Source organism: Nostoc commune NIES-4072, from assembly GCF_003113895.1.
Lineage (GTDB): Bacteria > Cyanobacteriota > Cyanobacteriia > Cyanobacteriales > Nostocaceae > Nostoc > Nostoc commune.
Genome location: NZ_BDUD01000002.1, coordinates 183,506 through 202,781, shown reverse-complemented (window position 1 = coordinate 202,781; position 19,276 = coordinate 183,506). Strand labels below are relative to the sequence as shown.

The following is a 19,276-nucleotide window of genomic DNA, read 5'->3' as shown; positions in this document are numbered from 1 at the left end:
GTTAATATCTCTTACCAATCATTCTTCAAGAGGTTGTGTGCCATCATTGCTGCCAAGGGGAAGGTATCGCCGTAATCGAAAGCACTTCCCTTGCTTGCAGCCTAATCGCTGTTTGCTCACAGTTAGGGCATTTTACCTTTGTGAAAATCACTGAAGGTCGTCCTTTGTACTCGCCCACTACGGGTTTCCCGGTGTACTCGCTGATTATCCCCTGCTGGCAGTGATAGCACTCGAATATCACACGTCCTACCTCCAAGTTGCAATCCAGGAATTGCATGTGCTGACAGGGTGATGGCGGTAATTCTGGTTCTTCGGATCGGTCTTGGAAGGGTATATGAGGTTTGGCTGCTGGTGGTGAATCTATTTTTTTCTTGTTGCGCTTGCCAGTCACCTGCGGCTCAACTTTTGGCGGCTCTAGGGGGTTTTCCTTAACAGGGGCATGGACAGGCTGTTGGTCAGTTGTGAGTTCTTTCGGCAAATTGTCATCAGCCGGGGTAGGGCTAAATTTGGAAATTTGACCGTTGAGCTTTGGCTCTTGTTTCTCTGGTGTTTTAGATGGACGCTCGGTAGATTTCATTAGTCTTTCTGTCAGGGGGGTTACTTATATTCGTTTTATTTAACCAAAACGTTTTGGTTAACTTTATTTTTATTCTTTATTTTGAATCAGTGATAACATCAAGCCATATATTTGGGTTAATTGACTTTTTTGATAATAGATACTCTGCTGAATCTGTTCTAAAAGAATACTTGAAAATTATCTTAGAAATGATAATTCTATGAAGACTAATACAATTGTTGCAAAGTGAGAATTGCTCCTATGGTAAAATCCAAGCCGGCGAAAACTACGACCAAATCTGAAAAGCTTCCTAAAATTTTGGCATTTGCTAACCAGAAAGGTGGAGCAGGGAAATCAACAGGAGCAGTTCATGCTGTTGATTGGTTTACCCAGATGGGGCATTCCACTATCTTAGTTGATGCAGATGGGCAGGAAAGCTCATCAAGTTGGTTGAAGGATTTGAACTTGCCTTGTAAGGTCATTGGTGATCCAGAGGTTTTATTTGACGAACTTCCAAAGTTAGCAGAGTCTTATGATGTTGTAATTGTTGATGGACCAGGAAATGCAAGTGAGGTGACAAAAGCAATTTTGATCCGTTCTAATTTAGTACTTATTCCTTGCAGGGACTCCATGATCGATTTAGCAAGTACAGGTAAAATTGTACAATTTGTACGTCAAGCAAAGGAAATTCGAGGAGGGCTGCCGATAGCAGCGCTTTATCTAAATGCAGTAAAAGACAACACTATTTTATTACGAGAAGCTAGAGAAGCTTTGCAAAGCGGTATTATACCTTTGCTTAATACTACCCTTCCTGACCGTCAGTGTATCAAGGATGCACCTGGACAAGGTAGTACAGTATTTCGTATGAAGGGAGAAGCTCCTAAAGCGGCGGCAAGTGCTTACGTCAAAATCCTAACAGAAGCTTTGAAGTTATTTGAATCAGAATCATGACTCGACGAAAACTCAAGGATAATATTGCTAACAATGAAGAACTGAACTTTGTCTTTGGACAAGCCACTACTCAGGAAATTGTACAAATAGCGTCAGTAGCTCAAGAACAAATCATTCCGCACAACGCAATTGTTTGTACATTCACATTTATTCCAGATGGCAAGCCAGTTCGACATTACTATGATTTAGAAGAGCTACAAGAATGGGCGCTAAATGATATTCAACCCAATGGAATTCGTTCTCCTCTGTGGGTACGTCCCCATCCCACTCAATCTGAAAAATATGAGTTGGTTGCAGGACTTCGGCGATTAAAAGCAGCAGAGATACTAAAATTGGAAGATATACCAGTCAAGGTTTTTGATTGGGATGATCGAACCGCTTTTTATGCTGCGATATCAGAAAATACAAATCGCCGTGACTTTAGTGCTTTAGAGGAATTAGACAACACTTTGCGAGTGCTTGAAATTCAACTGGGCTACGAAACTGAGCAAGTTGTTAGTTTTCTTTATCGAATGAACAACGCCACAAAAAATACTGTTAACCAAAACGTTTTGGTTAGTCAAGAAGCTGAACTTGTTCAACAGGTATTTAATTCATTCGGGCGAATTACTTGGCAATCATTCGTTGCAACTAGACTTCCCTTATTTAAAAAACCAGTAGAGATATTGAATGCTATTCGTCAAGGTAAAATTCATTACACTAAAGGAATTTTGATTGCTAGTGTCAAAGACAAAGATAGCAGGCAAAAAGTTTTAGAAGAAGCTATCAATAATTCCCTTAGCCTTTCTGAAATCAAGCAACGAGTTAAAGCATTGAATGGTAGTAAAAAAGCACTGTCCGAGTCCGAACCTGTAAGCCTGAAACAACGCTTAATTAACACGATTGAGGTGGCAAAGAAAAACAAGATGCTTTGGAGTGATCCGAAAAAAACTCAACAGCTAGAGAATCTGCTTAGTCAGCTTGAAACGATTGTCAAAAATTGAAAACAGAAGTGGACTTAGTAGTAAGACAAGAGCAATAAACTCAGGCAGTATCGAGCAATTGCAACGCACTGTGACAAACCCACTATTAACATAGATGTCTTCTGAACATAGCCGGATACAGATGCTTCAATCACATCATTATGCAACTTGGTTGCGGTAAGGTATTGTCAGCTTACCGCAAATTCACACTAACTACTTCATGTCCCAACCATCAAACAGATTAGGCTGATCTATTCCGTACTGCCGCTGCACCAGCCGCCTCAGTTCTGCCACCGAGTTAGCCGACTTCATCAGAACCAGAACTGATATCACATGGGGAGATAATCTCTCCTTTGTTTCTTTCGACAGCATTTGATGTATTTTGTACTTCCTTCTCCCGTTAGGCAAAATTGGATTAACGATATCGAGCTTGGCTTTTTCTTCTGGAGTCATCCAGTTGTAGACAAACTCCCAATAGTATTTGCCATTTTGTATATGCTTTTTATGCGGCTTGCTTATCCGTGCTAGATTCTCCTCAAACTCAGTTTCAAAAAGTTTTGTCCAAGGACGCGGGGTATCAAGGATGCGGCAATCATCGATGCGTCGCTGTTCGACTGTACGTCGTTCACCCCAGACTTGACCGAATCTGCTGATGAGTGAATCTTCAGATAAGGCATCAATTAACCTCCGAGCTTGTGCATTTCCTTTTGTGTCAAAGTAACGCCAAATTATTCTGGCATCTCTTAGTGACCACGTTATAGCACGTGTTACTGTTGTTTTAACCGTATATTCCGCAGAAAGTGTAACCTGATTTAACCCTTGCTCTATAAGGGTTTTGTAGACACGGCGTCGGCTAAACTGTAACCTGGTCAGCCAGTTCTTATTTATACTTATTGTCTCAAGTATGTGATTTTGAGACATCCGGTACTCTTTCGTTTCAACAATCCTAATAGCATCAAACCGATAGTTGCCGATGTACAACTCAACGGCTTGGGCGGGTGTGAAGCCTTTCTTAGCCATGATTGCTTTCTCCACAAGAATTTCATTAATTTCTCGCGGAGCGTTTGCATGGTAGATTGCACTTCCCTTAGTGTTATGCCTGGATTTCAGCTTCAATACCGATTAGCTTATTAATTTTTGTGAGAGTAAAAAAAGACCCAGATTAAATGTCTGGGTCTTTGAGGTTGAGAGTTATCCCAAGATTTCAATCACAGCCGCTAGAATAGCTGGTGCTTTGTCTGAAACTGGAATGAATACCCGCTTTTGCCAGTTGATGATCTCGGTGAAGCAACCCACAGCTAAGAGTCGCTCTGCCAGTGAGATAGTATTAACCAGTTCTATGCGAGCTTCATTAGCAACGAAAGAACGTCGCAAGGTTGCACCACCTGGCAACTGCTGTGTATATCTCTCGTTGAGTACCAGTGAGACAAGTTCTTCTGGAGAAAGCACTTGGTTCCTTAGTCCAAGTTGTTCGCGCACGGTTTGAATGTCGTGAGCATTCACCACCCGACCGAGAATCTTTTGTCCATCGCTGGTTTGTAGTCGGAATACTCGACTATTCTGCTGCGGCAAGATTTTCCAAATGGGCAACAAAATACCGGTGACTAAGTGCAGATAATCGGTTGTGAACTTGGGCAATGCGTCTACTTCAGTAGACCAAGCAGCAGCAAAGGTGTCAGCCGAAACCTGCCGCCAAGTGGAAGATTCCAAGTCTTGGACTGGTACGCGAGTTTCTTTCTGTGGGCGAACCAACAGAACTCTTGGTACAACTCCACCATCAGCGTCGTAGATACTATGCGTCGGAATTGATACAGCAGCATTACCAGACTTGGAGTTGATCATGAGCCTTCCTTGATATTGAGTGGCGAACTCTAACATCTCGTCAGCAGTTTTAATGTTGTTCTTCTGGGTGCGTTGTACTTTCAAGTAATTGGTGACGCTACCTGTGGCAGGGTGAGTGTACACAGCTTCCTGGCTCTCAACAGTAAACCGTTCAGCCCGTAAAGTTTCCACACCCATCTCATAGACACCAGCCGCGATCGCTGCTTCAACCTGCTGGCTCAAGAGTAGTTCAAACCTCTCGAAAATGACGTTTTGCATATTGATGCGTAAAGCCAGTAGTCGGTGGGAGCAACGCGAAAAAGTGAGATCGGGGTTTAGTTCTCAATTACACCCCTATATTCTCAACAAAATCTGGTTTTTTAGTTGCGATCGCATCCTGAAACAAGCTATATACGTCCCAGATTTTAGCACCTCACAAAATCGCGTTGCTCCCGTAGTCGGTTGAGGAATTGCCGCAATGGGGGCAAGTCGATTTTCATCCCGCCTTCATGAGAGGTTAAACTCAGTCCCGTCATTTGCTCGAACTTTCCTAAAGGCACTTCATAAAATCGACCTTGGAAAATCTGCTTAAACAACTCGTATAGTGCGTACTCTGCATAGTTCGATTCAAGGTTATCTTTAGCTTCAAAGATCCCATTGCCACCCGTCTGCCGTTGACCACGAGTAAGAGCGCCCAAGCTATCCAGCCGTCGAGCAATAGTGCTGATGAATCGGCGTTCACCTATAACGTTCGTCGTGACTGGTCTGAACACGGGCGCAGATGCTTGGTTGGTTCTGTGCGATCGTCCAAGCCCTTGAATGGCGTTGTCTGCTCTCCAGCCAGCTTCAAGCAGATAGTGCGATCTGAGCCGACGATTAACAGCGTTGAGATCAGCATGATAACTTCTGCCTGTGCCACCAGCGTCACTGAAGATGAGGATTTGTTTGTCACCCTGCATAAACGCAGCAGTTTCAGCAATATTTGCCCCACTACCCCGTGAATCAACGAACAAACGCCCTGAATCATCTTTCAAAACTCGCTTGCTACGACCTGTAACTTCAGCCACTTGCTTATTACCGAAGTGCCACAGCAATTGTTCTAATGCACCAGGGATTGGATCAAGGCTGGCGAGTTTGTCTACTAAGCCATCTCTCAAGGCTACAGCTTCAATAGAAATAACCGGAGAGCCATCAGCGTCAAAGACTGGCTCGGATTTTTCTTCTCCATCAACACCTGAATGAATGCAATGAAGATGAACAGGGAAAGCACTCATCAAGTAGTCCATCACATATTCTCGTGGGGTCAAGTCAAGATTGAGATCCTTCCATTCCGAAGCCGGAACTTCATCAAGTCGTCGTTTCAATAACTCTTCGTTAGTTGAAACGATTTGAATGACAACAGCTAGCCCCAGAGCAATATCCTGTTCAATCGCTTTGATCAACATGGGACATTTCATTCCTGTGAGAAGATGGTTAAAGAACCTTTGTTTGTGGCTCTCGAACTGAGACATGGCGGACATCTTTGCAGCACGGTTATATGTTTTCGCGCCAGTAATGTTACACGCTTCTAATGCTTTATAAAGGTTATTGTGGATAATTTGAAAAGCGTCGGCGTAGCTGTTGTAAATCCTTTCTTGAGTTTTAGTTAACTCGATTTCAAGAGTATCGTATTCAACACCATCAAAAGAGAGCGATCGCGCCAAATACAAACCGAGTGCCTTCAAATCCCTAGCCACCACCTCCATCGCCGCAATGCCACCAACAGAGATAGACTCCACAAAATCCTCACGGTTTGTGAATGGGAAGTCGCCAGTCTGCCACAATCCTAACCTGTTCGCGTAGGAGAGATTAGAAACCTTTGTCGCGCCAGTTGCGGACACGTATATAACCCTGGCTTTGGCAAGTGCATTTTGCAGTCGAAGCCCAACAATACCCTGCTGAGAAGCTGCAACCATACCCAGCGTTCCCTCTTGCGCCATAGCATTTCCCATACTGTGGCATTCGTCAAATGAAATGACACCCTCAAAGTCCTTACCTGCCCATTCAACGATTTGCTTAAGCCGACTTTTGCCATTCTTTTGAGAACGTAGAGTTGAGTAGGTGCAGAACAGAATACCTTGGGTGAAAGGAATCGGGTCGCCAAGTTTGATATTTGAGAGGTCGATAATGTCTTTTTCACTACCTCCAAGCGCACACCAGTCTCTACGAGCATCCTCAATTAGGGCAGAACTCTTTGATACCCAGATTGCTTGTCTTCGTTTCTGACACCAGTTATCGAGGATAATTCCTGCACATTGCCTACCCTTACCGGCACCCGTCCCATCGCCAAGAAACCAGCCACGCCGAAATTTTACGGCATTTTCTTCGCCAGTTGCCGCTACAGTCACATTATCCCAAGAATCATCCACAATATAAGACCCAGACAGAAATTCACAGTGCGCCTGACCTGCGTAAATAACGCTTTCAAGCTGTGCCTCTGACAACAAGCCTTGTGTGATAATGTTGCTAGGAAGATGCGGTTTATAAGTTGGTGCTGGTGGCGAGACAAGTGCTAGGGCTGCACTTTCGCAAAGCAGCGAGGGATGAGGTAAAGCGTCCTTAATTCGGATTCGCTGTGGGCGATAGGTTTCGTATAGGGTATCTTTCAAACCCTCACTAGCCGTCCACTCGATAACCTCATACTCCAGAACAACCACATCTGAAATTTCTGCGGAGGATTCTGGTTTAGCGATCGCTGTACGCTTCGTTGGCAGTTTAACAACCTTCGCTGGAACGACAGCAGCCTTAATAGTTGCAGCATTCCATTGCGATGCCTGCGGCAACGTCAAAGACGAACGCCCAGGTAATTGCTGAATCAGTGCCAGTATTTCAGGCAGATCCAAAGTTTCAGTAATGCAAGGAATTTCGCTGGAGTCAGCCGGAACCTTGTCAATTACTGTGATTCTGGTGTCGATTTGTGTACCATGTTTTGAGTACACCTTGCCGTTAACCCCGACCGACATTAAAACTCGTGCTTCCGAGTGCCACTTAACAAAAGTCTCGCGCCAAGTGGGATTATTGGGAGAAAACCAGTTAGCAGTAATTGTTACCAGTCGTCCGCCGTCAGCTAGCCTTTGTAGTGCTGAGTTGATATGCCTCTTTGTCGCGTCGGGATTGCGACTGTTGATTTTGGGGGACGACGAAAACGGTGGATTCATCAGCACAACTGAGGGCTGAGTCTTGCCAACCAGATAGTCGTTGATCTGTTCCGCGTTTACTGAGAATAGCGGTGTACCTGGAAACAACCGACGCAGAATCTTCGATCTATCGGGTGCAAGCTCGTTGAGCATCAGACTTGCACTGTGCAGTTTAGCCATTTGTGCTAATAAACCAGTTCCGGCACTTGGCTCCAGAATCAAATCATCAGCCTTTATAAATGCTGCTTTGGCTACCAGATAAGCCAATGGTAACGGTGTCGAGAATTGCTGAAGCTGTACTGACTCTTCACTACGGCGAGTATGCGTCGGGCAGAGGGCTACTAACTTCTCCAATTCCAATAATACTGTTAGCGGCGACTCTAATAAAAGCTTGTAACCTTTTTGACGCAGATATAATATTTGCGCCACTTCCACTGCCTCGTAAGCATCTTTCCACTGCCATGCGCCCTCTGCTGCCGTGCCGTGAAAGTGGCGATTCATCTGGGACTGAATTGTTTTAGTCCCGATAGTTCGTTTCTCAATCAGTGATTTGGTGAGTTCTTGAGCAACATTGAGGATTGATTGTCCGTAGTCCAGAACTGTTTCTAGGTCAAATAGAGTTCCTTGTGTGGCTATAAGGCTGACCATACATTACATATAGATGTACATCACTTTCGCTTCGGCGTAGCCGTTTGAGCGTAAGGACGGGTTAATTATAATTTTCTTGGTACTTTCCAGTTATCTTGCGTGGCTTGGTGGACTGGCGCTTAGTACTAGTTGAGGCGGATTTCTTAGATGTGGACGATTTTGCTTTAGTCCGCTTGGGTTTGGTCGGTTGTGCTTTGGCAGGTGGGAGTAGTCGGAGTCTGGGGAAAGGGATTATAACTGCTGGCGTGGGAACAGAATGGTGAGGGGATTGTGGTTCTAGAGTCCAGGGGTCGGAAATCTTCTCAAATGCGATTGCCCTTGGAGTGGCTTGTGGGATTTCCTGTTGTGGAATAGGTGCTGTTGCGGAAACTGTGGGCTGTTCAATAACCGATGGCTCCCATTCGATTGGCGGTAAGGGTACAACCCACAAACCATCTATGAAATCGAAAACCATCAGCGCAACAAAGCTCATAACGACTGCTTGGATCGTGAGGGTAAGAATAGCTTGGATATCCATGATTAATTCCAAAGGTTTGTGATTTTTCAATGTGGTGAGGCGTTGCAGTTGGGTTTGAAGCGTGTGTTTGATCGTTGCAACTCTCACTCTGGTTTTGGCATAGCCATGAAAATTCCCATTCAGAAAACGGGTGATTATGTTTACCCAGAGCATTGAAATCTTCTTAGCAAAGGCTAAGATCCAAAAAGTTACTAATTGCAATAGGCAATGGCAAGCAAAGAAATCCAAGTCCGAGAGTACACCGTTAGAGCGCACAAGCGGGAAATTCACACTCGCGTTTTCAACTTCGTATGTAAGCAGTGCGAACAACCCACACAACGAGAAACCTTTGGTGTCCGACCTCTATATTGCGAGAAATGCCGCCCTCCCCAACCACCCAAGAAATCAGTAGTCCCTGTCAAGAAGAGAAAACCCAGAGCTATGACTTACAAGAGTGATGTCAATTTGGCAAAATAATCTGAGAACACTTTTAGAGCAAACAAGATGCCTTCTAAGTAGTTATTCTAAAAGTATCTTGGATGTGTTTTTAGCAATGAAAACGATTTCATTGCTATTATCGATGTATTGATCCCGTGATGTTGTACATATTTAGCTAGCAGCAGATTTGACGAGCTAGTTGCATCAGGATCAACAAAAAAATGTAGTCATGGTACAAGGGATAGCGGTTTTGGTGAAATTAAAAGTTTATGGATAGTCAATCACAATTACAGCCTCCTCCTGAAACCTTTCTTGCTCCCCTGTTGTCATTACGAGACTACTATGCTCCGATTGTGGAGAAGTACGAAAAGTTATACATACAAGCTTTAGCAAATCTCAATCACGTAGAAGCATTGTTATCTGTCTGGTCTGATAACGGTCAGAAGCCAACCCTGGAGGTGATTAATCAGCCAGTTGCTTCTAGTTTAGAAAACTTGCCCCTCGAGGATAACGATTTCACGCCAGAGCCAAAAGTCAACTTGGTAAAGCGTGTTAGTTCTCAACTGCCTCTAACAGAGAATTCGTCTTCTGCAAAGCAAGATATTAAAGCACCGATAGTCATTAGTGAGCCAGCCCTTCTTGCTTTAGAAAATTTATCGTTGATTAACAGCGATGCCTATGATGATCTGCGCCTACGCACTGCTGAAGTGTCAGTCAACTTGGTAGAACCTATCAATTCTGAGATTGCTCCAACAAATGATTTAGAGTTAGAAACTCCATTCCCAGAATTTCAAAATATCGAGATGCCTTTAATAGTAAATGAGGTGGTTACAGACACACCCGAAGATAATTCGTTACCAGTAAATAGCGATAACATTACTGAATCCGAAGTGAAGTTGGTAGAGCCGATTCAGGCTGAAGCCTCACAAACAAATAATTTAGAAATAAATGAATCATCCTCGACATCTGGTGAAGCCGACGAGCCACCAGCGCCAACATCTACATACATAGAGACACAACAAGAAACTTTAGAGAAATCCCTCTTGTGGTCAGAAATTCCAATGTTGCCGGAATATCAATCTCTCAACCGCACAGAAGCGATCCTAAAGGTATTGCAAAAACACAGGGGTACTGTATGTCACATAGATTTTGTGGTGCGATCACTCTATGGTGATTTAGAACCAGATATTTTCAAACTGGTAAAGGGCAGAGTTCAATCTACATTAACTTATGGCAGAGAAAGCGGTAAATGGTCGCTTGTTCCTGGTAAACCAGGTTCTTTTACCCTAGATTTAAAATTGCTTAACTCGAATCGTACTAGTTATTTTAAGAAGAGCAAAAACAGAAAACCTGACCCACAGGCACAAACTAATACTATACCAATGCAAGGAGAATTTTCCGGGCAGTTTTTGATTGATGCGCTGACCTCTTTGTTGGAACAAAATCCTGGTAAAGTTTTCAATGTGGCGGAAATTATCGAAGAATTATATGGAGAACTTGATCCATCAGATGTCATAGAAGTAAAGCCCAAAGTCCTGAACGAATTATCGCGAGGGCATCGCACAGGAAGATTTTCAAGAGTACCTGAAGAAATCGGACTTTATACCTGGGACTCAAAGTTATTGCAACAGGTAAGTGCTAGCTAAAATATTATGTCTTATCTACGATAACCATTGGAAAAATATTCGCAGACTCAAATTTGAGCCAGGATTCAAATTACTCGTTGACCTAAGCTAACCGACAGGATTCCACAACGGCTGATGCACAATGCAAATGTCATACCATTTGCCATGTCATTTCCTGCCCCGCCCCCAAAGGTACAAGCCCAGATTCCATAAATGGAACTTCATCAGGAACGCGCCAAGTTGTTTTGGACAAGGTAATTCGCTCGGTATTACGCGGCAGTTGATAAAAATCTGGGCCATAGAAGCTAGCGAACGCCTCCAGTTTATCCAGGGCTTTCACGCTTTCAAATGCTTCGGCATACAACTCAAGGGCGTGCAGAGCCGAAAAGCATCCCGCGCAGCCACAGGAACTTTCTTTGCTGGTGCGGGTATGGGGAGCGCTATCGGTACCTAGAAAGAACTTCGGATTCCCCGATGTTGCCGCTTGCAACAAAGCCTGACGATGCTCCTCCCGTTTCAAAATGGGCAGGCAATAAAAATGGGGGCGAAGGCCGCCTTTGAACAGGGCATTACGGTTAAACAACAAATGTTGTGGCGTAATTGTTGCCGCGATGGTGTTGGCAGACAGGACATACTGCACCGCATCGGAGGTGGTGATATGCTCAAGCACCACCCGCAGGTTGGGAAATCGCTGCTTGAGGGGGATTAAATGTCGCTCGATAAACACCTTCTCGCGATCGAACGTATCAACATCGTTATCGGTCACTTCCCCGTGCAGTAATAACGGCATGTCCACCTGCTGCATCGCTTCAAAGACGCGATCACCCTTCCGAATATCCGTCACACCGGAGTCTGAGTTGGTCGTTGCACCGGCTGGGTAGTACTTGACTGCTTTGATAAACTGGGATTCTTTCGCCCGGAGAATGTCGTAGGGGCTGGTGTTGTCGGTGAGGTAGAGCGTCATCAATGGCTCAAACTGTTGTCCCTCTGGAATGGCGGCGAGGATGTGATCGCGATAGCAAGCCGCATCTGCCACCGAGCGGATAGGGGGCTTCAAGTTCGGCATGATGATCGCGCGGGCAAACTGACGCACCGTGTAAGGCAGAACCGCTTTCAGTGCTGCACCGTCGCGGAGATGCAGATGCCAATCGTCAGGTCGAGTGATGGTAAGCTTTTGCATCCTTTCATTATAAAACGGCAACAAGGGCCTCATGAAAATAGGGGCGATCGCTATCTATGATACTGCACTCAAGTTTGCTCCTAATGACCTCAAAACTCTTAAGCGCAAGGGTTTTGCTCTCGAAAAGCTGTCCGAGCTACAGTTATCTCAACAGCAGTATACAGAGGCTATTAAGGCTTTAAAGCAAGCGATCGCCATAGATGGTAAAAACCTTTTCAGGGATGGGTAAAATTCCAACCTTGCTGTATAATCACTATCTTTTTCTCTGCGGGATTAAGGAAACTTCCAAGATTAAGATTAATGTGTTTTTTAATTGGCATAGTTCTGTTAAATTATTTTAAGTTGAGCAGAGGATTCAGAAATAAAGCGAAAACTTTTTCAGAAAAAACTACTATCTCATTAATTTTGACAACATTTGCTCCAAAATATCAGACTATAACGACAATTTACACATCAATGATGATACACGAATGTCTACTAAGATTAATTTTCTCTTGACAGTTGTGCCTGTAACTGCTGCACTTGCTGCACTGTTAAACCTGTTACCCGAATGATTACTTCAATAGCTAGACCCTCGCGCAGTAAGTTCACTGCTGCTTTTTCCAAAGCTTTTTGTTCCCGACTAGTAACAATTTACATACTTGCAATTAGCGGTGAGAATTGTCACTCAGCCCAATCGTGTGCAGTCTCTACGAGTTAACCAAATTTAATTGGCTCAATATTGCTATTTGTCCAATATCTTTTTCAAGTGGGCGAACCTATCGGTAAAATTATGCCTTGGTGTAACTGAAAATATTGTAGAGTATAGAATTGTCCTAAGTATTGCCCTACGCAACTCCCCCTATGACTACCGCACCGTTAAGCTGGGAAGAACTAGAAACCCTCACGGATTATCAAATAGATACCGTTAATGGTCTTACCAACGCTAGAGCCAGGTTGCGGTTGTTTGGTCAGCGAGAATCTGATGTGCGGGTAACGCTGTACCGCGATAACCACGCCTGGTGTCCTTACTGTCAAAAAGTTTGGTTATGGCTAGAGGAAAAACAGATCCCCTACCGGATCGAAAAAGTGACAATGTTCTGCTATGGAGAGAAAGAAAGTTGGTATAAACGTAAGGTACCGTCAGGAATGCTTCCTGCAATCGAGCTAGATGGACGGATTAGAAAGGAAAGCGATGACATTTTGATCGCTTTGGAAAAAGTTTTTGCTCCATTAAGCCAAGGGATGGAAGACCCCACGGTGCTTCCACTACGTCAATTAGAACGACTTTTATTTAGAGCCTGGTGCGTTTGGCTGTGTTCTAAAGCCGGTTCCTCTCAACAAGAACAACGCAACCGAGAACAATTTATCGCAGTGGTGGCTAGGGTAGAAGAAGCTCTGGGTCGCACCCCAAGCCCTTACTTTTTAGATAGCTTCGGGATCGTCGATGTCATTTTTACGCCATATCTCGAACGGATGAATGCGAGCCTTTACTACTACAAAGGCTACTCCCTGCGATCGCAAACCCCCCGCTTGAGCGCATGGTTTGCGGCAATGGAAAGCCGACCGACCTACTGCGGTACCCAGAGCGACTTTCACACCCACGCACATGATTTGCCGCCCCAGATGGGGGGCTGTTGGGAAAACGGCGAAACCCAGATGCTTCTCAATAAAGCGCGGGTGGATAATGGGCCCTGGTTTGGGCTACCAGATGTTGCTTATCCAGAACCCGAAAACTCCCGCATGGAAGCTCTTCAAAGAACTATCGAACACCGCATCAATATTATCCGAGTCAACCCTAAAGATTATAAATTGTTTGATCAAGCGCTACGTTGTGCTTTAACACACATGATGATCGGTGAAGACTGTGTACCTCCATCGGGATCTGATGTTGCTCTCCGATATTTGGGCGATCGGATTAATGTACCGCGAGATATGTCCATCTACGCAGCCAAGCGATTGAGGCAATCCTTGGAGAAAACCGCAGCCCTTGCGGGTGATAGGCAGCCAGCCCCCATTCCCACTAAGCATCGACGAGATCAAGACCCGTCTAACTTTGTCAGAAACTAGGATTCAGGCACCAACCCTGGCAGATCGCGCTCCAACAGTTAATATAAGAGCTTTGTTACCTACACCTCCGCCAACCAATCGCACACCACAGACTTACACGCACCAGCAAAGTTAACCCAAAGGAGCCACTGCCCCAGGTATACGTTCTGTGTAAGGCTCATCATCGGGTGGAACTTCCACAACAGCAGACGGTGCAACAGACTTTTGCTCTTGGAATACTTCTAATAGACATCTGGGATGGTGCCAGTATAACCTTTAGTCACTTCCACCCCAAGTCCAGGCAGGATTGCCATTCTTGAAACTGTTGTTTAGCACGACTAGAGGATAATTATTCGGATCGGAGCCACCAGCCAAATCTAAGATGAAGTAAACCTTACCTTTAACGAAGTGCATCCGTAAATAATTAAGGTGTTCAGAGTAGGCTTCTCCATCAACCTTAGTCATTCCAGCAGAAGCAAAGCATTTAGCGTATCTCGGCTTGAGTGTACCAACCCATGTAACGCTAAAGCTATTACTGGCTTGAACAGAAATGTTACTGGCGTAGGCACTTAGGTTAACAGAGCCATCTGTTGAAAAACTGCCTTCTTGATAAGGATGGGGTTTTTCAATGACAATCACTTTGTCTGGACAGCTTTGTTTTTGCTCGTTTTCACTATAAACTTTTAGCTCAATGTTTTGTGATTGATTTTGTGCAAGGACTCGCCAGTTGGACAACAGAGGCAGTAAACCAATACTTATGCCTATAGAACCCATTTGATATCTCTAAGAAGCTGCGAGTCTCTTAAGCATGAGCCTAACAAAACAAAGATTGAGCTTGGTCGTGGCATTCGATAGTGTTCGCTCAGGGAATACTGCTTCCAGCCCTCTGCCCGTGACAATCATGGAACAAGGGTTTAAAGTCCCGCTGTCTACACGGCGCCGACAATTGGTTGGGGTCTGAATCCCCATTCAATTGTTCCTTCTGCCCTCTGCCCTCAGCATGGCTGCCTTCTGCCTTCTTCAAAAATTCTCGCGTGACCCCTAGTTGTACTCTCCAGGAAGATCAGTTTTTCTAACAGTAATGCTGCCAACTTTCTTACCTGACATTCTCAATAATTCATCACCTGAAAATTCAAAACCAAGCTTTAGTGCTATTCGCGCAACATCATCTGCGGTTGGTGCTGCGAGCACCTCGTTTTTAAGTTCAGGTTCAGACTGCATTTTCTTTAAAAATGCTTCGATTTGCTCAAAAGCCATATTTAAAATTTGATCCTCGCTAGCTACTCGTAATATAAAGAAAAACAGCAGTATATTCTTTAAGACTAGCAGCACAAGGGTATCAAGATTCGGGGGAAAGATGATTATCGCGACGCGCTGCTCTTCATTTATCAGAATCTTGCTTATAGAACCCATTTGAGATCTTTTTTCTAGCTAGCAGCAAGTCGTTTGAGCATCAATCGGATAAAACAAAGCTTGAGCTTGAGCTTGGCACGAGCGAGTGTCCGGTCAAAATTTTTGACTAAACTTTTACATCGCTCCACCTAAGCATTTGACCGTTCTCTTCCCCCATCTAGCAGCCACCGGAACAAATCCAGATAGTCCTTGAGCCTCCTTTTCGCCTTTTGATGGCAAGGCTTTGAGTTCAAACTGAATCTTAGTCATGATTTGAGGATAAATTTGCTCTAAAGCGATCGTTAGTTTATCAGGATGATAGCCATGATCAACCAGGAGGGTAATCTTCGGTAGCTCGCTCGGTTTAGATTTGAAGTAATCGATGTTTTGTGTGAGCATTTCAATCAACCCTTGGTCGTCAGATACGTTGGCTTTAGTGCAGTGAGTAAAGAAGGGGAATCCCAAGATATCTACTGCTAGATGTCGTTTAATTCCATTTGTCGTTTTGTAAAAACAAAACCCTTTCGACTCAACACTCTTCTTTACAAGTGTTTTTCACTGCTTGAGAATCAATCATGATTAGAGTTGTCCATTGTGGTTTTTTTTTTGACTTGTTCGCGCACTCGTCGATGTAGCTCTGTCATGATTTTGTCTAGGACGCCATCCTCACACCATTGTTTGTAATGCCAAAACACCGTCGAATAGGGCGGTAGATCTTTGGGTAAGTTTGCCCAATTGCAACCATTCTTGAGTTGATACAATATCCCATTCAAAATTTGTCTTTTTGTCCACACTGGGGGTCTTGTTTTCTTCTTAATAGGCAATAATGGCTCAATTATTCCCCACTCTTTGTCTGTCACGTCGCTTGAATACCCCATTTTTCGCCTTGTCCTGCCAGCAATTCCAACTACTTCTGCCGATTCTACTCGATCGCCTAAAAAGATCTCAAATGGGTTCTATAATACTATTCACCTCAAGTTTCATGTTTTACGCAAAAATCGAATAATCTTGAAGTTGGTATTACAAAGTATAGAGGTCAGCATCAGCTAGCGTATCACAGAGGGCATCCGCGACTTTGAACTTCTTCCTTGGCGGGACACAGGACATGGCTGCTGGTGATGGGGTGCTGAGTAAGGAAATCTAGGGATGGAGGAAGTAGCGATCGCTCTTATGGAGGGTAGTCATCGCCTCCTCAATTGATTCTCACGAGTGATTACCGAAAGTGCTGCTGATGTGGGCTATTAAAGTGATGAGTGGCGTGTTGGTGGGAAACCTAGCCCGAAGATTCGGTTTAGGAGGTTTTATGTTATAAAAATCACTCTTGAATTTTCTTCTTATTCCAGTCTTAGCTTTTAAAGCATCTTTTTCAACCCGTCGAACTGACGTTAATCTGGTATAACAAATAATCTGTTAACGAATAATAGAAAACTGTCAACTTTTCTGGAATAGACAACAAATCCGTTGAATTAATAATAGGGAACGAAGAAAAACTTTGCTAGCGACATTGGAATAAATCTCAAAACTGTCACCCTCTGGTTGCACAAATGGAATGCACTCTAACCCTACGGATAGTAATTCTGAAGTTTCTGTTAATACAACCTGCTAAAAATCTGCTCGTCGCAGCCCTCAATCAAACCTTAAGAAATAATAAATGGAGACTTTTTACAAACAAACTAAAATTATGCCTAAATTCAACAAACAACTGGCTGCCTTAGTATTTTTAACACTAGTTGCAACTGGCATAGTTTTGCCAGCCGTTGCTACTCAAGCTCAAAGCCCAGCAGAACAACTATGTCGGCTAAGACCAGGTATTAATCCTGTTTGCACAGTGTTGGTAACTGCCCCAATTGGAGTCGCCATCCGGTCTGGCCCTGGTTCTAATTATCAAAAAATTGGCGTCATCCCTTACCAATATGATGTCAATGTCAGAGTCAGCAAGTCTTCTCGCGAATGGGTAAAGCTTGCTGATCGTCCTGGTTGGATTCATTCTCATTACCTGCAAATGGCTGGAGACTGAAATACAAAATACACTGCATAATCTTTGCTCTGAAGAAACACTTTGCGTAAAGCTTATGTACTTGGGGTGAGGTAGGTGAAGAACGAATGAAATCGTCTGAACCTATAGACATTTAGGTTGAATGCTGAAGAACAGTGATGGTAGTCTCAATGCAATACTTGTCGGGTTTTGGGGAAAAGGGGAAAGAAAAAACCTTTAACCTAAACCCAGTAACCTTTTCCCCGAACCTAATTCCGAGTTGAAAATGCTTTACCCGAGCAGTATTGAGTTTCAATGCTTGTTCAGATTGGACTACTTCTATAATATGACTGGCTTTTGGGTGTGAAGGTATAGGGTAAACAACTGAGAACCAATAAGAATATTTACAAATTCTCTACACTTACCCTAGCAATAATTTTACCTTTACAAGCGTGATATTCGTTTTAGATACCTATCCTCTATGGACAAATCGCCCCCAAAGCATCTGCTTGAAACCATTTATCAGCAACTACTGCCTAGATTACAAATTCAAAGTGTCAATCCCCGTAATCCCATTCAGGTCAGCTATCTTTCACAACCCTGGCGGCTGCTTGGTAAAGGAAATTATGCCGCAGTAGTTTATCACCCCGATTACCCTGAGTGTGTAGTTAAAATTTATGCCCCAGGACGATCAGGCTTTGAAGAGGAAGTAGAAGTCTACCGTCGTCTAGGCTCTCATCCGGCATTTTCTGAGTGTTTGTACGCCAAAGATAGCTTTCTAATTTTGAAACGGCTTTATGGAACAACTTTGTACGATTGTATGCAATACGGTTTAGCGATTCCCAGGCAGGTAATAAGAGACATCGATGAAGCTCTTGACTATGCCCGACGTTGCTCCCTCTACCCTCATGATGTTCACGGGCGTAATGTTATGATGCATCAGGGTAGAGGGTTAGTTGTAGACATTTCAGATTTTTTACATCTTGGAGCCTGTTCAAAATGGAATGACTTAAAGAAGGCTTATTACTGGTTATATCTCCCCGTGTTATGCCCACTTCGACTCCCTGTGCCATACTCTGCCTTAGATATAATCCGCAAATCTTATCGTCTAGCAACCTCTTTCAAAACTTCCTGTTGTCAACTACTGCTATGGTGGAATAATCTAGACAGTTGATTACCAGAAAATGATTTGGATTGAAATACAGTGCCTGCCACTTTCCCCAATGCTGTTTCAGTTCCTGTAAACTCACAAGGGTAATTGCAACTCAAATGTTTCTATTTAATTTCTCTAAGCAGTGGAAACATTTTTGGATAATCTGGTCAAATTCTTTCCAGGAAATAGCCTGACGATGCTCTATGCAAATCACATCGGGCGGGGACTTGGATTTTATCCAGTTCGTGAGCGGTATGGTCAAGGTTGGTGGAGTTGAGTTCATGCCTTTGAGTTGCAGTTCTTCGATTGGATACTGCCAGATGGAGAAAAACAAATTCAGATCAAAGCCACTATCGAGCAAATGTCCAGTATCTAGCAGGATAGAAAACACCTTTGGTTGATTTAGGCATCTGATGAGAGACACAATCTCATCAGGATGTGTTAATGCCCCAGCACGTTTTGGACTCAAGGGTTCAATCATGATGCGAACCCCTAACTTTGCTGCTTGTTGAGCCAAGTTGGAGAAGAACTCCACCGCTCGTTCTAAAGGATTATCTGCTAGATCATGTCCAAAGCCGCAGACTGTCACAATTCTAGGGGCATTGAGTTGAGCGGCTACCTCCAAGGTATGTTCTACATGAATTTTGGCTTGATGACGATGTTCCCTATTCCGATGAAGCGGATGGAGATCATGCATTTGATATGCCTGCACGGCAGTAATTGGTATCTGGGCGCATTTATACACGTCTATCTGTATATCCCCCAAATTAGCAATCTCTAAACCGATGCCCCAACGCCGGATGGCTGCAAATTTCTCCGCCTGAGTTCCATCTGGTAGAGACATTTCCACATAAGCGAGCCTGGGTTGCTTCATT

General features: G+C 44.0%; 21 protein-coding genes. 9 read left to right on the top strand and 12 right to left on the bottom strand.

Going from position 1 to position 19,276, the window contains the following annotated elements:
* Positions 1-43 precede the first annotated feature (43 nt).
* A complete protein-coding gene (locus tag CDC33_RS40820; protein WP_244919476.1) occupies positions 44-577 on the bottom strand; it encodes a hypothetical protein in 534 nt (177 codons plus the stop codon).
* 240 nt (positions 578-817) lie between these two features.
* Between CDC33_RS40820 and CDC33_RS33240 the strand changes: the two genes are divergently transcribed.
* Both CDC33_RS33240 and CDC33_RS33235 read left to right on the top strand, forming a co-directional pair.
* Entirely contained in the window at positions 818-1,507 is a 690-nt protein-coding gene (locus CDC33_RS33240) for an AAA family ATPase (RefSeq protein ID WP_109012918.1), read from the top strand.
* Positions 1,504-2,490, top strand: coding sequence for a ParB/RepB/Spo0J family partition protein (locus CDC33_RS33235; protein ID WP_244919475.1), 987 nt, complete (start codon positions 1,504-1,506; stop codon positions 2,488-2,490). The genes CDC33_RS33240 and CDC33_RS33235 overlap by 4 nt, the downstream gene beginning before the upstream one ends.
* Before the next feature lie 192 nt (positions 2,491-2,682).
* On the opposite strand, the gene CDC33_RS33230 is transcribed toward CDC33_RS33235, so the two are convergent.
* Both CDC33_RS33230 and CDC33_RS33225 read right to left on the bottom strand, forming a co-directional pair.
* A complete protein-coding gene (locus tag CDC33_RS33230) occupies positions 2,683-3,489 on the bottom strand; it encodes a P63C domain-containing protein (RefSeq protein WP_146195903.1) in 807 nt (268 codons plus the stop codon).
* 171 nt (positions 3,490-3,660) lie between these two features.
* Positions 3,661-4,587: a hypothetical protein gene (locus CDC33_RS33225; protein WP_369694416.1), complete on the bottom strand. Its 927-nt coding sequence runs from the start codon at positions 4,585-4,587 to the stop codon at positions 3,661-3,663.
* Positions 4,588-4,612: 25 nt separating this feature from the next.
* Between CDC33_RS33225 and CDC33_RS39445 the strand changes: the two genes are divergently transcribed.
* Positions 4,613-4,756, top strand: a complete 144-nt coding sequence (locus CDC33_RS39445) for a hypothetical protein (RefSeq protein WP_181374293.1) — start codon at positions 4,613-4,615, stop codon at positions 4,754-4,756.
* On the opposite strand, the gene CDC33_RS33220 is transcribed toward CDC33_RS39445, so the two are convergent.
* Positions 4,716-8,114: a strawberry notch family protein gene (locus tag CDC33_RS33220; protein WP_244919473.1), complete on the bottom strand. Its 3,399-nt coding sequence runs from the start codon at positions 8,112-8,114 to the stop codon at positions 4,716-4,718. The two genes, CDC33_RS39445 and CDC33_RS33220, sit on opposite strands and share 41 nt — an antisense overlap.
* A gap of 61 nt (positions 8,115-8,175) precedes the next feature.
* On the bottom strand, positions 8,176-8,784 hold the full coding sequence (locus CDC33_RS33215; protein WP_244919472.1) for a hypothetical protein: 609 nt from the start codon (positions 8,782-8,784) through the stop codon (positions 8,176-8,178).
* A 54-nt stretch (positions 8,785-8,838) separates the two neighbouring features.
* Here CDC33_RS33215 and CDC33_RS33210 point away from each other — a divergent pair, with 54 nt between their 5' ends.
* Both CDC33_RS33210 and CDC33_RS33205 read left to right on the top strand, forming a co-directional pair.
* On the top strand, positions 8,839-9,087 hold the full coding sequence (locus CDC33_RS33210; RefSeq protein WP_109012915.1) for a hypothetical protein: 249 nt from the start codon (positions 8,839-8,841) through the stop codon (positions 9,085-9,087).
* A 230-nt stretch (positions 9,088-9,317) separates the two neighbouring features.
* Positions 9,318-10,694 (top strand): hypothetical protein, encoded by a 1,377-nt coding sequence (locus CDC33_RS33205; RefSeq protein ID WP_109012914.1) that lies wholly within the window; start codon positions 9,318-9,320, stop codon positions 10,692-10,694.
* Positions 10,695-10,824: 130 nt separating this feature from the next.
* On the opposite strand, the gene pyrC is transcribed toward CDC33_RS33205, so the two are convergent.
* A complete protein-coding gene (gene pyrC / locus CDC33_RS33200; protein WP_109012913.1) occupies positions 10,825-11,853 on the bottom strand; it encodes a dihydroorotase in 1,029 nt (342 codons plus the stop codon).
* A 31-nt stretch (positions 11,854-11,884) separates the two neighbouring features.
* On the opposite strand from pyrC, the gene CDC33_RS33195 reads away from it, so the two are divergent.
* A complete protein-coding gene (locus tag CDC33_RS33195) occupies positions 11,885-12,082 on the top strand; it encodes a hypothetical protein (RefSeq protein ID WP_109012912.1) in 198 nt (65 codons plus the stop codon).
* 254 nt (positions 12,083-12,336) lie between these two features.
* Here the strand turns inward: CDC33_RS33195 and CDC33_RS42130 are convergent, their stop codons facing one another.
* A complete protein-coding gene (locus tag CDC33_RS42130) occupies positions 12,337-12,459 on the bottom strand; it encodes an Rpn/YhgA-type helix-turn-helix domain-containing protein (protein ID WP_501193677.1) in 123 nt (40 codons plus the stop codon).
* Between the two features lie 237 nt (positions 12,460-12,696).
* Here CDC33_RS42130 and CDC33_RS33190 point away from each other — a divergent pair, with 237 nt between their 5' ends.
* Positions 12,697-13,902 carry a glutathione S-transferase family protein gene (locus tag CDC33_RS33190; protein WP_109012911.1) on the top strand — a complete coding sequence of 402 codons (1,206 nt, stop codon included), beginning with the start codon at positions 12,697-12,699 and terminating at the stop codon, positions 13,900-13,902.
* Positions 13,903-14,157: 255 nt separating this feature from the next.
* Here CDC33_RS33190 and CDC33_RS33185 read toward each other — a convergent pair whose 3' ends face one another.
* From CDC33_RS33185 to CDC33_RS33165, 4 genes are all read right to left on the bottom strand, one after another.
* On the bottom strand, positions 14,158-14,655 hold the full coding sequence (locus tag CDC33_RS33185; RefSeq protein WP_109012910.1) for a hypothetical protein: 498 nt from the start codon (positions 14,653-14,655) through the stop codon (positions 14,158-14,160).
* A gap of 267 nt (positions 14,656-14,922) precedes the next feature.
* Complete coding sequence (locus CDC33_RS39985; protein ID WP_219930128.1) at positions 14,923-15,294, bottom strand: Nif11-like leader peptide family natural product precursor; 372 nt, start codon at positions 15,292-15,294, stop codon at positions 14,923-14,925.
* Between the two features lie 114 nt (positions 15,295-15,408).
* The gene (locus tag CDC33_RS40815) at positions 15,409-15,738 is read right to left on the bottom strand and encodes a hypothetical protein (protein ID WP_244919471.1); all 330 of its coding nucleotides are present in this window, start codon (positions 15,736-15,738) and stop codon (positions 15,409-15,411) included.
* Between the two features lie 104 nt (positions 15,739-15,842).
* Positions 15,843-16,151 (bottom strand): transposase, encoded by a 309-nt coding sequence (locus tag CDC33_RS33165; protein ID WP_109012909.1) that lies wholly within the window; start codon positions 16,149-16,151, stop codon positions 15,843-15,845.
* A 773-nt stretch (positions 16,152-16,924) separates the two neighbouring features.
* Between CDC33_RS33165 and CDC33_RS33160 the strand changes: the two genes are divergently transcribed.
* Both CDC33_RS33160 and CDC33_RS33155 read left to right on the top strand, forming a co-directional pair.
* On the top strand, positions 16,925-17,290 hold the full coding sequence (locus CDC33_RS33160) for an SH3 domain-containing protein (RefSeq protein ID WP_244919470.1): 366 nt from the start codon (positions 16,925-16,927) through the stop codon (positions 17,288-17,290).
* A gap of 439 nt (positions 17,291-17,729) precedes the next feature.
* Positions 17,730-18,422 (top strand): serine/threonine protein kinase, encoded by a 693-nt coding sequence (locus CDC33_RS33155; protein ID WP_109012908.1) that lies wholly within the window; start codon positions 17,730-17,732, stop codon positions 18,420-18,422.
* Positions 18,423-18,513: 91 nt separating this feature from the next.
* Here CDC33_RS33155 and CDC33_RS33150 read toward each other — a convergent pair whose 3' ends face one another.
* Positions 18,514-19,275 carry a sugar phosphate isomerase/epimerase family protein gene (locus tag CDC33_RS33150; RefSeq protein ID WP_109012907.1) on the bottom strand — a complete coding sequence of 254 codons (762 nt, stop codon included), beginning with the start codon at positions 19,273-19,275 and terminating at the stop codon, positions 18,514-18,516.
* Between the last annotated feature and the right edge of the window lies 1 nt (position 19,276).